The sequence below is a fragment of the Bradyrhizobium sp. DN3 genome, assembly GCF_041357655.1.
Lineage (GTDB): Bacteria > Pseudomonadota > Alphaproteobacteria > Rhizobiales > Xanthobacteraceae > Bradyrhizobium.
The window spans coordinates 224,345-239,977 of the sequence record NZ_JAULLN010000009.1 but is presented as its reverse complement, the minus strand read 5'-3'; the positions used below and the strand labels follow the sequence as shown (position 1 = coordinate 239,977).

The window sequence follows — 15,633 nt, the reverse complement described above, 5'->3', positions numbered from 1 at the left end:
TCGGCGATCTCCTTGCTCGCACGACGGCGGCAGGTCGTCGTCGCCAAGCGACGCGGCCTGATCTGGCGGAGCTGGAGAGAATCTCCAAAACGCAAAAACTCGGTGGCAGCGCGCCCAACCGAGTGTCCGGTGTGCTAGATCGTCTTCACGATTTGAAAGGGGATTGGCATTTGTCAGAGCTTTGCGATTCCAGTGCCGTCGAACTGCGCCGCCTGCTGGCCGCCCGGGCGATCTCGCCCGTCGAGCTGCTGGAGTCCTGTCTGTCGCGGATCGCCGCCATCAATCCGGCCGTCAACGCCGTCGTGACGCTGGACGTATCAGGCGCACGTGCCGCGGCCAAGGAGGCCGAGGCCGCTATCCTGCGCGGCGAGGATCGTGGCGCCCTGCACGGGCTCCCCGTTCTCATCAAGGACACCCAGGACACGGCCGGGCTGCGCAGCACCTATGGCAGCCCGCTGCTCAGAGATAACGTCCCGGCGGCCGACCAGGGCTCGGTCGCGCGGCTGCGTGCAGCCGGCGCCATCATCTTCGGCAAGACCAACACGCCGGAATGGGCCGCGGGCGGCAACACCCGCAACCCCGTGTTCGGCGCGACCGGCAATCCGTTCGATCCGATGCGCTCGGCGGCCGGCTCATCCGGCGGCTCGGCGGTGGCGCTCGCCTGCGGCATGGCGCCACTCGCTTCCGGCTCGGACACGGGCGGCTCCTTGCGCAATCCGGCAGGCTACGCCGGCATTGTCGGCATGCGTCCGTCCTACGGCCTCGTGGCCAGCGAGAAGCGCGCGTTCGGCTGGTCCAATCTGTCGACCGACGGGCCGATGGCGCGCAATGTCGCCGACACCGCGCTGATGCTGTCGGTGATGGCGAGCGACGATGCGCGCGATCCGCTTGCCTATACGCTGCCCGGCGAGCCGTTGCGCGGCCGCGCCGAACGCTGGGCCGCGCCGCGTGCCGCCGAGCTCGGCAAGCTGCGCCTCGCCTTCACCGAGGACTTTGGCCTCGCCCCGACCGAGCAGGCGATCCGGCGCGTGTTCCGGCAGCGCGTTGGCAAGCTTGCACCGCTCTTCGCCGCATGCCGCGAAGCGACGCCGGATTGCGCCGGCGCGGACGACGCCTTCGCCGTGCTGCGCGCGGGCATGTTCCTGGCGACGCACGGCAAGAACTACAAGGAGCGTCCCGAGATGCTCGGCCCCAATGTCCGCGCCAATGTCGAGGAAGGTCTCGGCTACAGCCTCGAAGACCACGCGCGCGCCGCAACGACACAGACGCGGATCTATCGCGCCTATCAGAGCTTCTTCGAAACGACCGACGTGCTGATCAGCCCGACCATCACGCTGAGCCCGCGGCCGTGGTCGGAGCTCTACCCCGCCGAGATCGACGGCGCGCCGACAAAATCCTACTTCCACTGGCTCGCGCTCGCCTATGCCGTCACGCTTCCTGGCCATCCCGCCATCAGCATTCCGCTCGGCCTCGATGAAGCCGGCCTGCCCTTCGGCCTCCAGATCGTCGGTCCGCGCGGTGGCGATGCCGTCGTGCTCTCGGTCGCGGCAAGCATCGAAGCGGCGTTTGCTGATGATGCGCAATTGTCCCGGCCAGTCCCCGATCTGGCGCGGCTCGCCGCGGCGCCGCCGCTGTCGACCGCACCAGGCTTCCTCGCCTGGGAATGACCCGACCTCGCCCACAACCAGCCTGACAGGAGAATTCTGCCAATGCAAAGCGCGATCGTTCTCGGCGGCGGCATGATCGGCGTCAGCGCGGCGCTGCACCTGCGGCAACGCGGCTGGTCCGTCACGCTGGTCGACCGCAGGGAGCCGGGCCGCGAGACCAGCTACGGCAATGCCGGGATGATCCAGGCGGAAGCGGTCCGCCCCTATCCGATGCCGCGCGACCTCGCCACGCTGCTGAAGATCGCGACCGGCCGCACCAACGACGTGCGCTACAGCCTGTCGTCGCTTCATCTCCACATCGAGCCCCTGCTCCGCTATTGGTGGCATTCGGCGCCGAAGCGGCATCGTGAGGCGATCGAGGCCTGGGCACGGCTGATCGCCTATGCGACGGCGGAGCACGACATCCTCATTCGCGAAGCCCATGCCGACAATCTCATCCGCCGCGCCGGCTATCGCATGCTGCATCGCGATCCTGCGTCATTCGATCTCGCGATCAAGACCGCGGAGGAAGACCAGCGCGAATTCGGCGTGAATTTCCGCGTGCTCTCCGGCAGCGAGCTCGCCAAGGCCGAGCCGATCCTGCGCGACGATCTCCCCGGCGCGATCCATTGGCTCGACACCTGGACCGTGTCCGATCCAGGCGCCCTCGTCACGGCCTATGCCGAGCTGTTCGAGCGCCTCGGCGGCACCATTGTGCTCGGTGATGCCCAGAGCCTGCGGCAGACCGCGACCGGCTGGTCCGTCGATACGGACCAGGGACGTCTCGACGCTCCCCACGCGGTCGTAACGCTCGGGCCGTGGTCGCCCGATCTGTTGCACAAGTTCGGCTATCGCATTCCGCTGGTACGCAAGCGCGGCTACCACATGCATTACAGCGGCGGGGCCTCGCTCGACCTCCCGCTCGTCGACAAGGGCGGCGGATACGCCATGGGCCCGATGGCCAAGGGCATCCGCATCACCACCGGCGCGGAATTGACCGGCATGGACGCGCTCGCAACACCGGTGCAGCTCGCCAGCGCCGAGGCCTCAGCACGCGAGCTGATCGATCTCGGCAAGCGGGTCGAGCCGGATCCATGGTTCGGCACGAGGCCCTGCACGCCCGACATGCTTCCGGTGCTCGGGCAAGCTCCACGACATCCTGGCCTCTGGATGAATTTCGGTCACGGCCACCAGGGCTTTACGCTGGGGCCCGCGACCGGACGCCTGCTCGCCGAAATCATGAGCGGTGAGACGCCGGCGATCGATCCGGCGCCCTATCGGCCGGAGCGGTTTTAGCTGTCGACGTTCCAATCTCGAGCGAAGACGCGCGCCTTGCGCGGATGCACGCCGAAAGAAAAAGGGCTGATCGAGGATCTCGACCAGCCCTGCTTACTTCTGAGCTTGGCGGCGCGTCGCGCCGATCAGTCCGTCGTGATCGCCGTCTCCATGTCGGTCGGATCGATCTGCTTGGAGAGGTTGGCGTTGAGCTTGTCGCGGTCGAGCTCGCGTTCCCACCAGGCGACGATCACGCAGGCGACGCCGTTGCCGCATAGGTTGGTCAGCGCGCGGCATTCGCTCATGAACTTGTCGATGCCGAGCACGATCGCCATGCCCGGCACGAGGCGTGGATCGACCACGGCGAGCGTTGCCGCCAGCGTGATGAAGCCGGCACCGGTGATGCCGGAGGCGCCCTTCGAGGTCAGCATCGCCACAACCAGGATCGTGAGCTGCTGGCTGAAGGAGAGATCGTAACCGAGCGCCTGCGCAATGAAGAGCGTCGCCAGCGTCATGTAGATGTTGGTGCCGTCGAGGTTGAACGAGTAACCCGTAGGCACCACGAGACCGACCACCGACTTGGAACAGCCGAGCCGCTCCAGCTTTTCCATCAAGGATGGCAGCGCGCTTTCCGACGACGAAGTGCCGAGCACGATCAGGAGTTCGTCCTTGATGTAGGCCAGGAACTTGAAGATCGAGAACCCGGCCACGCGCGCGATGATGCCGAGCACGACGAACACGAACAGCGCCGCCGTGAGGTAGAAGGTTGCAATCAGCCCGACCAGGTTGAGAATCGCGCCGGTGCCGAACTTGCCGATCGTATAGGCCATCGCACCGAACGCGCCGATCGGTGCTGCACGCATGACGATGGAGATGACGCCGAACACGGCATGCGCGGCATCGTCGATGAAGCTGCGGATGGTGTGGCCGCGCTCGCCGAGGCTCATGATCGCGAAGCCGAACAGCACCGAGAACAGCAGCACCTGGAGGATTTCGCCTTGCGCGAAGGCGCCGACCACGGTGTCCGGAATGATGTGCAGCACGAAGTCGACCGACTTCTGACCGGCAGCCTGCTTGGCGTAATTTGCGACAGCCGCCTCGCTTGCCGCGCCGCTGCCGAAGCCCGCGCCGGGCTTCACCAAGTTGCCGATGATGAGTCCGATCACCAGCGCGAAGGTCGAGACGACCTCGAAATAGACCAGCGCCTTGACGCCGATCCGGCCGACCTTCTTGGCATCCTGGATATGGGCGATACCCGAGACGACGGTGCAGAAGATGATCGGCGCGATCACCATCTTGATCAGCTTGATGAAGCCGTCGCCGAGCGCCTTGATCCACTCATTGGTGGCGAGCTGTGGCCACAGCCAGCCGACGATGGCGCCGAGCACGATGGCAATCAGGACCTGGACGTAGAGGATTTTGTACCACGGCTTGGCGGCGGGCGGCGCGACCGGCGTTTCCGCCATCGTTGTCGTCGTCATCGTTTCACTCCCCCTCAAACTATCGGGCCAGCCAAGATCAACTTGGCCGGCCCTGTCAATTGGAACTGCTCGTTACTGCGCGTTTTACCCGCGGCGATCGATGATCCGGCGCGCTGCCGGCATCAACGCGGCGCCGAGCGCGTTCTTGACCAGCGAAGCCGCAATGAACGGCACAATGCCGACCTGCCAGGCCTTCGCAGCGCCGAGGCCAAGGCCAAAGGCCAACCAGCCGAACCCGGCGGCGAGAATGACGATATGGCCAACGGCCATCGCCGCAAACAGCAGCACCACGCTGCGATCCCAGCCGCGCTCGGCGAGCCAGCCGGTCACGAAGGCTGCGGCAATGAAACCGAACAGATAGCCTGCAGTCGGACCAATTAGCGGTGCAATGCCCCCCACCGGACCGGCAAATACCGGCAGCCCGAACGCGCCCTCGGTGAGGTAGGCGATCATGGTTGCGCTGCCAAGGCGCCAGCCATAGGCAGCGCCGATCATCAGCACCACCAGCGTCTGCAACGTCATGGGCACATAGGGCAGCGGCAGGCTGACCTTGGCTGATAGCGCCATCAACGCGGTGCCGAGTGCAATCAGCATGAAGGCGCGCACTGCGCCGACGGTTTCGCCCGGCCGGGTCGGCCACATCAATGCGGCGAGAGGAGAATGCGACGTGGCGGCGGGCGCGGCAGATCGGTCAGACAAGATGAACTCCGGAAGGCTGATCAAAACTGGCGGCTATTTAAGCCAGTCAGCGATCCGGTCAACTGCCTCGCGCATCTCCTCGGGCGAACGTGCGTAGGAAAAACGAACGAACGAGCGTCCGTGGATGGGATCGAAATCGAGGCCGGGCGTAGCCGCAACATGAGCCTGTTCCAGCATCTGCTTGGCGAACTCGAAACTGTCGGAGGTGAAGTCCGAGACGTCGGCATACAGATAGAAGGCGCCGTCGGCGGGCAGGAACCTGGTCAGGCCGGCTTTGGGAAGTCCCTCGATCAGAATGCGCCGGTTTTCCTGATAGCCGTGCTTGATCTCCTCCATCTCGGCCGTGCCCTCGAAGGCGGCCTCGGCCGCGATCTGTGACAGCGCCGGCACCGAGATCGAGAGGTTCTGCTGCAGCCGCTCGATCGGCCGCACCAGGATCTCAGGCACGACCATCCAGCCGACGCGCCAGCCCGTCATGCAAAAGTACTTCGAGAACGAGTTGATCACGAGTGTGTGGTCCGACAGCGCCGCCGCCGTCACGGCAGGAAACGCATAATCCAGCCCGTGATAGATCTCGTCCGAGATGAAGCGGATACCTGCGTCCTGCGCGGCCGCGATCAGGCCAGTGAGCGCCTCGCGGGACATCATGGTCCCCGTCGGATTGGCGGGGCTGCCGACCAACACGCCCTTCAGCGGCGCCTTGCGATGGGCAGCAAGCAACGCCTCGCCGGTGAGCGCGTGGCGCGTCTCGTTGGTGGTCTCGATCAGCACCGGCTCGCAGCCGAGCGCGGTGAGGATATGGCGGTATGGTGGATAGCCCGGCACGGTCACCGCGACGCGATCGCCGGGCTCGAACATCGATAGGAAGGCCAGGATAAATCCGCCGGAGGAGCCGGTCGTCACCACGATCCGCTCGGGGCTGACGTCACAGCCATAGACATCGCGATAATGTCGCGCGATGCGCTCGCGCAGCGAGGGGATGCCGAGCGCGGAGGTATAATCGATCCGCCCCGCTTCGAGCGCAGCATGGGCGGCTGCGATTGCGGTCCTGGGCGCGCCGGCCGCGGGCTGGCCGACCTCCATGTGGATGACATGGCCGCCGGCGGCCTCGATTCGGGCCGCCGCCGCCATGACGTCCATCACCATGAACGGGGGAACATCGCTGCGGCGGGAGGGCTCGAGCCACTGTCCCAACCGGTTCCTCAATGTCGCATCGTGCATCGATTTCTGCTATTCGCTGGCGGACCGGTCCGTCCGGTCCGGAACACGGGGGCGCTTGCGCCCCAGACTAGCCGCATTGTACGGCTCATAAGGGGTAAAGGCTCACAAGGGCATATCGCGTATCCGGTCCGCCGCCAATCGCCAAAACCAATCACGAAACTGCTTGACCAAGACCGTTTGACCCAGACCGCTTGATGTTGCTCCAGATCGCATTGCGCAAGAAGGCTTCCGCCCTCACCGCCCTCGTTACGGCCACGGCGATCGCGCTGACGCCGTTCTCGGCTGCGCGTGCGCAGGCGAAGGGGCCGCCGGTCCTGCGCGACACCGAAACCGAGCAGCTCCTGCGCGAGTATACCCGCCCGATCCTGCGCGTCGCCGGTCTGGAGAAGCAGAACATCCAGATGGTGATCATCAACGACGGCTCGTTCAACGCATTCGTGGCAGACGGCCGCCGCATCTTCGTCAATTGGGGCGCGATCCTCCAGTCGGAGACGCCGAACCAGATTATCGGCGTGCTCGCGCACGAAACCGGGCATCTGGCGGGCGGTCATCTGTCCAAGCTGCGCGAGCAGCTCGCCACGGCGCAGACCCAGATGATCATCGCGATGCTGCTCGGCGCCGGCGCAATCGCCGCGGGCAGCACCCAGCGCAGCAGCGCCGGCAATAACGGCCTTGCCAATGCGGGGGCGGCCGCCATCGCCGCTCCGCAGGAGATGATCCGCCGCACGCTGTTGTCCTATCAGCGCCAGCAGGAGGAGAACGCCGACCGTGCCGGCGTGAAATTCCTCACCGCGACGGGGCAGTCGCCGAAGGGCATGTACGAGACCTTCAAGCGCTTCACCAGCGAGAGCCTGTTCGCCGCGCGCGGCGCCGATCCCTATCTCCAGTCGCATCCGATGCCGGCCGAGCGCGTCGCCGCGCTGCAGGTGTTCGCAAGCTCAAGCCCCTATTGGGACAAGAAGGACGATCCCGCGCTCCAGCTCCGCCATGACATGGTGCGCGCCAAGATCTCCGCGTTCATGGAGCGGCCGGAGACGGTGTACCGCCGCTATCCCCAGACCAACGACAGCTTGCCGGCGCGCTATGCCCGCGCCATCAGCACCTATCTGCATGGGGATTTGCGCAGCGCGCTGGCCCAGATCGACGCGCTGATCCAGGTCCAGCCGAACAACCCGTACTTCTACGAGGTGCGCGGTCAGGCCTTGCTGGAGAGTGGGAAGCCCGCCGAGGCGATCGCTCCCCTGCGCAAGGCGGTGCAGCTTTCGAACAATGCGCCCCTCATCGAGATGTTACTTGGGCAGGCTCTGGTTGGAACCGATAATAAGGCCTACACCGACGACGCCGTTCGGATTCTCCGCGCCGCGGTGGCGCGAGAGCCCGAGGCCGCGCTCGGCTACACCCAGCTCGCGATGGCCTATGGCCGGAAGGGAGACTATGCCGAGGCGGATCTCGCGTCGGCGCAAGCCGCCTACTTGCGCGGCGACAACAAGACCGCCCGCGAGCTCGCTACGCGCGCGAAAACCCGATTCGCCGTCGGCACGCCCGGATGGGTCAAGGCCGACGACATCGTGGCGGCCAAGCCGCCGCGCAACTGACGCAACGCAAACGACGCAACGCAAACGACGCCCGACACCACGACGTCACGACATCGAGCTTTAAGTCCGCCGCGACGTTTTACCGAAACCTGCTTTGGATAAGAGGATTTGACCATGCCTTCGCTGCGCCTGCTTGCTCCCGCGCTGTTTGCGCTCGCCATGTTCAGCGCAGCCGCGCCCGTTTCGGCCGAGAGCTTCTCCGATAGTCAGCGCACCGACATCGAGGCGATCATCAAGAACTATCTCGTCAGCCATCCCGAGGTGCTCGAGGAGGCCATGACCGAGCTCAGCAAACGTCAGGCCGCGGCCGAAACCCAGAAGCACGAGGCCAGCATCGCGCAGAATGCCGACGCGATCTTCAACTCGCCGCGCCAGGTCGTGCTCGGCAACAAGGACGGCGACGTCACCTTCGTCGAGTTCTTCGACTACAATTGCGGCTACTGCAAACGCGCCATGGGCGACATGCTCGATCTGATGAAGAGCGATCCGAAGCTGAAGGTCGTGCTGAAGGAATTTCCCGTGCTGAGCCAGGGCTCGGTCGAGGCGGCCCAGGTCGCCGTCGCCGTGCGCATGCAGGATCCCTCCGGCAAGAAATATCTCGACTTCCACCAGAGACTGCTCGGCGGTCGCGGCGCGGCGGACAAGGCGCGCGCGATTCAGGCCGCCAAGGAGGCTGGTCTCGACACTGCTAGAATCGAGAAGGACATCGCCAGCCCCGAAGTGCGCGCCACGATCGAGGAGAACTTCAAGCTCGCCGAAGCGATGGGCATGAACGGCACGCCGAGTTACGTGATCGGCAAGCAGATCGTGGTCGGCGCCATCGGCGTCGAAGGCCTCAGGGAAAAGATCGGCATCGCCCGCTGCGGCAAAGCGACCTGCTGATCCCACATTTTACGATACTGAAAACGCGAAAAAGGCCGGCAGGGAAGCCGGCCTTTTTCTTGTGCCAAATCTTGGCGCGCCTCTGCAAAATCATTCATCCGGCGTTCAACAAACAAAGCTCGTCGGAACCTCCTGATTTCGGAACGACCGCGCTCTCCTTTCGTTGTCGGCGCGGGCAATGACGCAAAGAAATCACGTGAGGAGAGGTACAAATGACTAATCGCTTTTTGGTCTCGGTTGCAGCCTTGGCGCTGATCGCCGGCACCGGTTTCGCCAATGCGCAAGGAACCGGAACCAAGGACTACGGGAGTGGCCAGCAGACCCAGCACAGCACGCAGCCTTCTGGTGAGCGCAGCGGCTCCATGGGCAAACAAGAGTCCATGGACAAGCAAGATAAGCATGACAAGGGAACGGTCGGTCAGGCCGGCGGCATGAAGGATCAGAAGGATCAGCCGAGCGCTCATGACAAGTCGACTCAGTCCGACAAGATGAACAAGGACCAGCCGGGTGCGATGCGTGAGAAATCAACGCAGTCGGAGAAGTCGTCGACGGTCGGCCAGAGCCCGCGGAGCGACGAGAAGTCCAAGGGTAGCATGAGCAAGGAAACCGAGACCAAGGGCAGCAAGGACATGAAGCCCCAAGGTCAGGAAGACCGCAGCGGTATGAATGCGCCTGGCCACCAGGGTTCCCAAACCCAGACCCAGACCCAGACCGGGACCGAGCGGTCGCAGACGACGACCGGCCAGGCTGGCGCGGCCGCCAAGCTCTCGACCGAGCAGCGCACGCAGATCACCTCAGTGATCCGCGAGGAGAAGGTGGCGCCCGTGACCAATGTGAACTTCAACATTTCGGTCGGCACCCGCATCCCGCGTGAGGGCATTACGCTCCACGCCCTGCCGTCGAAGGTCGTGACGATCTATCCGGAGTGGCGGACCTACAAGTTCGTCCTGATCCGCGAGGAAATCGTGATCATCAATCCGGATACCTATGAGATCGTGGCGATCCTGAACGCCTAAGGCCGGATCACCGCAACCTCAGGGGGCGGGCAGCGATGCCCGCCCCCTTTGCGTTCGGCCGGCAGCCATGCTTTGGACCGGTTAACAAGCAATTTCCGCAGCTTCCACACAGGTTTTTGCGCACTGGATGAGGTACTTGAAGCCACCCGGAAGGCCCTTCAAGGCTTCCCCTCACGCGCTTTGTTACCTATAACCCCCGCCACGCCGAAGCACCTCTTCCGGGATTGGAATGGCTGAACCTGCAACCGACACGATCCTCGTCCTGAACGGGCCGAACCTCAACATGCTGGGGACGCGCGAGCCCGAAAAGTATGGCCATGCGACGCTGGCCGACGTCGAGGCGCTGTGCCGGGAGACGGCGGCGACCTTCGGCCTCAAGGCCGACTGCCGACAGTCCAACCGCGAAGGCGAGCTGATCGACTTCATCCACGAGGCACACGCCCGCAAGATGAAGGGCATCATCATCAATGCCGGCGGCTACTCCCACACCTCGATCGCGCTGCACGACGCGCTGCTCGCGGTGCAGATTCCGACGGTCGAAGTGCACGTGACCAACATCCACGCCCGCGAGGGCTTCCGTCATCACTCCTACACCGCGCGCGCGGCCTTCGCCTCGCTGTGCGGTTTCGGCATCGAAGGCTACCGCCTCGCGATCCAGGGCCTTGCCGCGAAGCTCGGCATCAAGCCCAAAGCCTGACGCCCCCTTCCAACAGAACATTCGGATCAAACAACATGGCGCGCCAGCCAGACGACAAAGCAGCCGCAAAGTTTTCCAGCGAGGATTCCGCGCTCGTCCGCGAGCTGGCCTTGCTGCTCGATGAGACCAGCCTCACCGAGATCGAGATCGAACGTGCGGGCCTGCGCCTGCGCGTTGCCCGCAACGTCAGCGTCGCCGCGACCATGCCGATGCCGGTGGCAGCCGCTCCCGCCGCCCTGCCGGCGGCCGCAGCCGCGCCCGCAACTGCCGCGGCCGATCTGTCGAAGCATCCCGGCGCCGTGACCTCGCCGATGGTCGGTACCGCCTATTGGGCGCCGGAGCCCGGCGCCAAGCCGTTCATCGACGTCGGCACCAAAGTCTCGGTCGGCCAGACGCTGCTGATCATCGAAGCCATGAAGACGATGAACCAGATTCCGTCGCCGCGCGCCGGCACGGTGACGCAGATCCTGGTCGAGGATGGCCAGCCGGTCGAGTACGGCGAGCCGCTCGTCATCATTGAGTAACGGCCCCCGGCGGCCAGCCGCCCTCACCGCTTCCCGCGCGCTATTCGTCCCTTAAGGGCACCATGTTCGACAAGATCCTCATAGCCAATCGCGGCGAGATCGCTCTTCGCATCCTCAGGGCCTGCAAGGAGCTCGGGATTGCGACCGTAGCCGTGCACTCCACCGCCGACGCCGACGCCATGCATGTGCGCCTGTCGGACGAGAGCGTTTGCATCGGGCCGCCACCTTCAAAGGACAGCTATCTCAACGTGCCCGCGCTGCTCGCCGCCTGCGAGATCACCGGCGCGGATGCGGTGCATCCCGGCTACGGCTTCCTGTCCGAGAACGCGCGCTTTGCGGAGATCCTCGCAGAGCACAATCTGCATTTCATCGGCCCGAAGGCCGAGCACATCCGACTGATGGGCGACAAGATCGAGGCCAAGAAGACCGCCAAGCGCCTCGGCATCCCCGTGGTGCCCGGCTCCGACGGCGCCGTCGGTCCCGATGACGATGCGATGGCGATCGCGAAGAAGATCGGCTTCCCCGTGCTGGTGAAGGCTGCGGCCGGTGGTGGCGGCCGTGGCATGAAGGTCGCCCACAGCGAGGCCGATCTCCAGGTCGCGCTGTCGACCGCGGCCAACGAGGCCAAGTCCGCCTTTGGCGACGCGTCCGTCTACCTCGAAAAATACCTCCAGAAGCCGCGCCATATCGAGATCCAGATCCTCGGCGACGGCCGCGGCGGCGCCATTCATCTCGGCGAACGCGACTGCTCGCTGCAACGCCGCCACCAAAAAGTCTGGGAAGAAGGCCCCTCGCCCGTCCTCGCCGCGGCTGCGCGCGCCAAGATCGGTGAGACCTGCGCCAAGGCAATGCGCGAGATGAAATATCTCGGCGTCGGCACCATCGAATTCCTGTTCGAGGACGGCGAGTTCTACTTCATCGAGATGAACACGCGCATCCAGGTCGAGCATCCCGTCACCGAGAGCATCACCGACATCGATCTCGTGCTGGAGCAGATTCGCATCGCCGCCGGCGGCGACTTGCCGGCCAGGCAGGACGAAGTCCAGGTCATCGGCCACGCGATCGAGTGCCGCATCAACGCTGAGAATCCGCAAACCTTCCGCCCCTCGCCCGGCCGCATCCTGCAATACCACTCGCCCGGCGGCCTCGGCGTCCGCATCGATTCCGCCGTCTATCAGGGCTACACGATCCCGCCCTATTACGATTCCCTGGTCGGCAAGCTGATCGTGCACGGCAAGACCCGCGCCGAATGCCTGATGCGGCTGCGCCGGGCGCTGGACGAGATGGTGGTCGAGGGCATCGAGACCACGCTACCGCTGTTCCGCGCGCTGGTGCGCGAAGCCGACATCATCAACGGCGACTATCACATCCACTGGCTGGAACAGTATTTGGCCGGCCAGGCGGAACCCGCCCCGCGATAATCTTCCTCCTCGTGGAACCCTTTGGCCCCAATCGCGTTCAGGAGGGTTGGGGCCAGTTCCAAGGGGGCGCTTTGAACTCCACTGAAATAGACAGGTGAACCGTCGTGAAGGCTGAAGGCCATCGGCGGCGCGCATTCTGGCAGATCCTGCTGTTCTCGGCGGGCCTTTTGGTGCTGACCGTGATCAGCGCCGGCTCGGTCTACCTCGTCAACAAGGCACGGGGAGACAGCAAGTGGGTGGTCCACACCATCGAGGCGGAGAACCAGATCAACGCGTTGCTGCTCGAGGTCCGGCGCGCCGAAAGCGCCCTGCGCGGCTACCTCCTCACGCTGGGACCCGAATTCCAGACAGATTACGAAAGGTCCGTTGCGGCGATCATTCCCGCGCTCGACAGGGTGACGCGCCTGACCCGCGACAACCCCGCGCAGCGTGAGAACATCGAGAAGTTGAGCGCGGCGATTGAGACTCGTCTGGGCCAATTCGCGCGCGAAATCGCTGCCATCAAGCAAGGCCAGCCGGACATGGCGACGGCACTGTCACGGGAGGCGGCGGCCCAGGGCGCCACCACCACGATCGGCAATGTGGCGGAGGCAATGATCGACGAAGAGGAGCGACTGTTCCGGCTCCGGTCGGCCAATGCCGACAGCAGCCAGACCCTCGCTGCATCGATGACCGGCATCGGCTCCGGCCTCGTCGTGCTACTGGCGCTGATCTCGATCTGGCTGGTGCGGCGCTCGGCGCGCGCCCGCGACGAGGCCGAAGCGCGCCTGCGCGATGCCAACATCAATCTGGAGACCGTCGTCGATGAACGCACGGCAGACCTGCGCGAAGCCAACGACGAGATCCAGCGCTTTGCCTATATCGTGAGCCACGATCTGCGCTCGCCGCTCGTCAACATCATGGGCTTCACCAGCGAACTCGAGGAGCTCGGCGGCGACGTCTTCCGCCGCATCGGCAGCCTCACCCATGTCCCGGCCGACGGACCGCCACTGGCGCCCGGCGCCCCCGGCGAGATCGTGCTCAAAGGCGCCGACAAGCAGCTCTCGGATGACTTTTCCGAAGCGCTCGACTTCATCAAGACGTCGATCGCCAAGATGGATCGGCTCATCTCCGCCATCCTCAACCTCACCCGCGAAGGCCGCCGCGAATTCCAGCCGGTGAAGATCGACACAAGCGAGCTGATCGGAGCCATCGTGTCGACGCTGGCGCACCAGGCCGCCGAAGCGCAGGCCGAGATTCACGTCGAGCCCCTGCCCAACCTCATCAGCGACCGCCTCGCGCTCGAGCAGATCTTCTCCAACCTGATCGACAACGCGATCAAGTACCTGAAGAGTGGCGTGCCCGGCGAGATCAGAATCCGCGGGCGCACCAAGCTCGGCTATGCCATCTTCGAGATCAGCGACAACGGCCGCGGCATCGATCCGAAGGATCACCAGCGGATATTCGACCTGTTCCGACGCGCGGGAACCCAGGACAAGCCCGGCCAGGGCATCGGTCTTGCGCATGTACGCGCACTTGTGCGTCGCCTCGGCGGCACCATGTCGGTATCATCGGAACTGAACGCGGGCAGCACCTTCACGATCACGCTGCCGATCGCCTGGAACGTGAGTAACCGGAAGGCAGATCGATGACCAAGCCTGTGACCATCATCATGATCGAGGACGACGAGGGCCACGCCCGCCTGATCGAGCGCAACATCCGAAGGTCCGGCGTCAACAACGAGATCGTCTCCTTTGCCAACGGCACGGACGCGATGAAGCACCTGTTCGGTGCCGACGGCAGCGGGCTCGTGCAGAAGGGCAATGCGCTGCTGATCCTGCTCGATCTCAACCTCCCTGACATGACCGGGATCGACATCCTGAAGCAGATCAAAGAGAACAAATATCTGAAGGCTTCGCCCGTGGTCGTGCTGACCACCACCGACGACTCCCAGGAAATCAAGCGCTGCTACGAGCTCGGCTGCAACGTTTACATCACCAAGCCCGTCAACTACGAGAATTTCGCCAATGCCATCCGGCAGCTCGGCCTGTTCTTCTCGGTCATCCAGGTCCCGCCCGCCGCCTCATGAACCAGCACACGCCAACACTGCTCTACATCGACGACGACGAGGCGCTGTCGCGCCTGGTTGATCGCGGCCTGACGCGACGCGGCTACAGGGTCATTCATGCCGCGAGCGGCGAGGAAGGCCTCGAGCGCATCCGCCGCGCGGGCGCCGAGGGTGGCATCGATGTCGTGGCACTCGATCAGTACATGCCGGGCCTCGACGGGCTGGAGACGCTCGAGCAGATCATGGCGATCCCGGACGCGCCACCGGTCGTGTTCGTCACCGCGTCGCAGGATTCCAGCATCGCGGTCACCGCGCTGAAGGCCGGGGCGGCCGACTATCTGGTCAAGGACGTCCAGGGCGACTTCATTCCCCTCCTCCACGTCGCCGCCGACGGCGCGCTGCGTCAGGCCGAGTTGCAGAGGGCGCGCGAGGAAGCCGAAGCCGAGATCCACGCCTCGCGCGACCGCTACGCCGCGCTCGCCGCCGAACGCGAGCTGCTGCTGCGCGAGGTCAACCACCGCGTCGGCAATTCGCTCCAGATCATCGCCTCGCTGCTGCATCTTCAGGCGAGCACCGCCGCGCAGGAGGAGGTCAAGGCGGCGCTGACCAATGCCATGGGCCGCGTCGCCGCGGTCGCGCAGGTGCACCGCCGCCTCTATACCTCGCAGGACCTGAAGAGCGTGGTCCTGAACCAGTATCTGGACTCGCTGCTGGAGGACCTCAGGCGCTCGGCCGAAGGCAACCGGATGTCGCGCCTGACGCTGAAGGCCGAGCCGATCGAGATCGATCCGGACCGTGCGGTCGCCGTCGGCATCATCGTCAACGAGCTGGTGATGAACGCGGTGAAATATGCCTATCCCGATGGCGCCGGTCCGATCCATGTCGAGCTGATCTCGCAGGGCGAGGATCTCCTGCTGTCGATCACCGACAACGGCGTCGGCGACAACGTCAAGGCCGATCCGCGCTCCACCGGCATGGGCCAGCGCATCGTCGCAGCCATGGCGTCCAAGCTCGACGCGTCCGTCGAGCGCGATCCCGCCCATAGTGGAACCCGCATCGTGCTCAGGTTCCGCCGCGCGCCTCCGGCCCCCGGCAAGACCAACGCCGCCGCCGCGAGCTGACAGGCGCG

The 15,633-nt window shown here is 65.0% G+C and carries 14 protein-coding genes; 11 read left to right on the top strand and 3 right to left on the bottom strand.

Annotated elements, in window-relative coordinates:
* The first annotated feature begins 170 nt into the window (after positions 1-170).
* Both AAE027_RS16285 and AAE027_RS16280 read left to right on the top strand, forming a co-directional pair.
* A complete protein-coding gene (locus AAE027_RS16285) occupies positions 171-1,667 on the top strand; it encodes an amidase (protein ID WP_370990330.1) in 1,497 nt (498 codons plus the stop codon).
* 42 nt (positions 1,668-1,709) lie between these two features.
* Complete coding sequence (locus AAE027_RS16280) at positions 1,710-2,942, top strand: NAD(P)/FAD-dependent oxidoreductase (protein WP_370990329.1); 1,233 nt, start codon at positions 1,710-1,712, stop codon at positions 2,940-2,942.
* Positions 2,943-3,067: 125 nt separating this feature from the next.
* On the opposite strand, the gene AAE027_RS16275 is transcribed toward AAE027_RS16280, so the two are convergent.
* The 3 genes from AAE027_RS16275 to AAE027_RS16265 form a co-directional block, all read right to left on the bottom strand.
* Positions 3,068-4,402 carry a dicarboxylate/amino acid:cation symporter gene (locus AAE027_RS16275; protein WP_370990328.1) on the bottom strand — a complete coding sequence of 445 codons (1,335 nt, stop codon included), beginning with the start codon at positions 4,400-4,402 and terminating at the stop codon, positions 3,068-3,070.
* An 84-nt stretch (positions 4,403-4,486) separates the two neighbouring features.
* Complete coding sequence (locus AAE027_RS16270; protein ID WP_370990355.1) at positions 4,487-5,044, bottom strand: biotin transporter BioY; 558 nt, start codon at positions 5,042-5,044, stop codon at positions 4,487-4,489.
* Positions 5,045-5,134: 90 nt separating this feature from the next.
* On the bottom strand, positions 5,135-6,322 hold the full coding sequence (locus tag AAE027_RS16265) for a pyridoxal phosphate-dependent aminotransferase (protein ID WP_370990327.1): 1,188 nt from the start codon (positions 6,320-6,322) through the stop codon (positions 5,135-5,137).
* 194 nt (positions 6,323-6,516) lie between these two features.
* Between AAE027_RS16265 and AAE027_RS16260 the strand changes: the two genes are divergently transcribed.
* From AAE027_RS16260 to AAE027_RS16220, 9 genes are all read left to right on the top strand, one after another.
* Positions 6,517-7,917 carry a M48 family metalloprotease gene (locus AAE027_RS16260; protein WP_370990326.1) on the top strand — a complete coding sequence of 467 codons (1,401 nt, stop codon included), beginning with the start codon at positions 6,517-6,519 and terminating at the stop codon, positions 7,915-7,917.
* Positions 7,918-8,031: 114 nt separating this feature from the next.
* Entirely contained in the window at positions 8,032-8,799 is a 768-nt protein-coding gene (locus tag AAE027_RS16255; protein WP_370990325.1) for a DsbA family protein, read from the top strand.
* A gap of 212 nt (positions 8,800-9,011) precedes the next feature.
* Complete coding sequence (locus AAE027_RS16250) at positions 9,012-9,815, top strand: DUF1236 domain-containing protein (RefSeq protein ID WP_370990324.1); 804 nt, start codon at positions 9,012-9,014, stop codon at positions 9,813-9,815.
* Between the two features lie 229 nt (positions 9,816-10,044).
* A complete protein-coding gene (aroQ, locus tag AAE027_RS16245; protein ID WP_370990323.1) occupies positions 10,045-10,512 on the top strand; it encodes a type II 3-dehydroquinate dehydratase in 468 nt (155 codons plus the stop codon).
* 35 nt (positions 10,513-10,547) lie between these two features.
* Complete coding sequence (gene accB, locus AAE027_RS16240; RefSeq protein WP_370990322.1) at positions 10,548-11,036, top strand: acetyl-CoA carboxylase biotin carboxyl carrier protein; 489 nt, start codon at positions 10,548-10,550, stop codon at positions 11,034-11,036.
* 62 nt (positions 11,037-11,098) lie between these two features.
* Entirely contained in the window at positions 11,099-12,457 is a 1,359-nt protein-coding gene (accC, locus tag AAE027_RS16235) for an acetyl-CoA carboxylase biotin carboxylase subunit (protein ID WP_091888036.1), read from the top strand.
* Positions 12,458-12,561: 104 nt separating this feature from the next.
* Positions 12,562-14,088 (top strand): sensor histidine kinase, encoded by a 1,527-nt coding sequence (locus tag AAE027_RS16230; RefSeq protein WP_370990321.1) that lies wholly within the window; start codon positions 12,562-12,564, stop codon positions 14,086-14,088.
* Positions 14,085-14,525, top strand: a complete 441-nt coding sequence (locus AAE027_RS16225; protein ID WP_091888040.1) for a response regulator — start codon at positions 14,085-14,087, stop codon at positions 14,523-14,525. Before AAE027_RS16230 ends, AAE027_RS16225 begins: the two co-directional genes overlap by 4 nt.
* Positions 14,522-15,625, top strand: coding sequence for a sensor histidine kinase (locus AAE027_RS16220; protein WP_370990320.1), 1,104 nt, complete (start codon positions 14,522-14,524; stop codon positions 15,623-15,625). The genes AAE027_RS16225 and AAE027_RS16220 overlap by 4 nt, the downstream gene beginning before the upstream one ends.
* The last annotated feature ends 8 nt before the right edge of the window (positions 15,626-15,633 follow it).

Excerpts from the sequence above, each read along its gene's own strand:
- AAE027_RS16280 (WP_370990329.1), top strand. The coding sequence starts at position 1,710 with ATGCAAAGCGCGATCGTTCTCGGCGGCGGCATGATCGGCGTCAGCGCG.
- AAE027_RS16275 (WP_370990328.1), bottom strand. The coding sequence starts at position 4,402 with ATGACGACGACAACGATGGCGGAAACGCCGGTCGCGCCGCCCGCCGCC.
- AAE027_RS16270 (WP_370990355.1), bottom strand. The coding sequence starts at position 5,044 with ATGTGGCCGACCCGGCCGGGCGAAACCGTCGGCGCAGTGCGCGCCTTC.
- AAE027_RS16265 (WP_370990327.1), bottom strand. The coding sequence starts at position 6,322 with ATGCACGATGCGACATTGAGGAACCGGTTGGGACAGTGGCTCGAGCCC.
- AAE027_RS16260 (WP_370990326.1), top strand. The coding sequence starts at position 6,517 with ATGTTGCTCCAGATCGCATTGCGCAAGAAGGCTTCCGCCCTCACCGCC.
- AAE027_RS16255 (WP_370990325.1), top strand. The coding sequence starts at position 8,032 with ATGCCTTCGCTGCGCCTGCTTGCTCCCGCGCTGTTTGCGCTCGCCATG.
- AAE027_RS16250 (WP_370990324.1), top strand. The coding sequence starts at position 9,012 with ATGACTAATCGCTTTTTGGTCTCGGTTGCAGCCTTGGCGCTGATCGCC.
- aroQ (WP_370990323.1), top strand. The coding sequence starts at position 10,045 with ATGGCTGAACCTGCAACCGACACGATCCTCGTCCTGAACGGGCCGAAC.
- accB (WP_370990322.1), top strand. The coding sequence starts at position 10,548 with ATGGCGCGCCAGCCAGACGACAAAGCAGCCGCAAAGTTTTCCAGCGAG.
- accC (WP_091888036.1), top strand. The coding sequence starts at position 11,099 with ATGTTCGACAAGATCCTCATAGCCAATCGCGGCGAGATCGCTCTTCGC.
- AAE027_RS16225 (WP_091888040.1), top strand. The coding sequence starts at position 14,085 with ATGACCAAGCCTGTGACCATCATCATGATCGAGGACGACGAGGGCCAC.
- AAE027_RS16220 (WP_370990320.1), top strand. The coding sequence starts at position 14,522 with ATGAACCAGCACACGCCAACACTGCTCTACATCGACGACGACGAGGCG.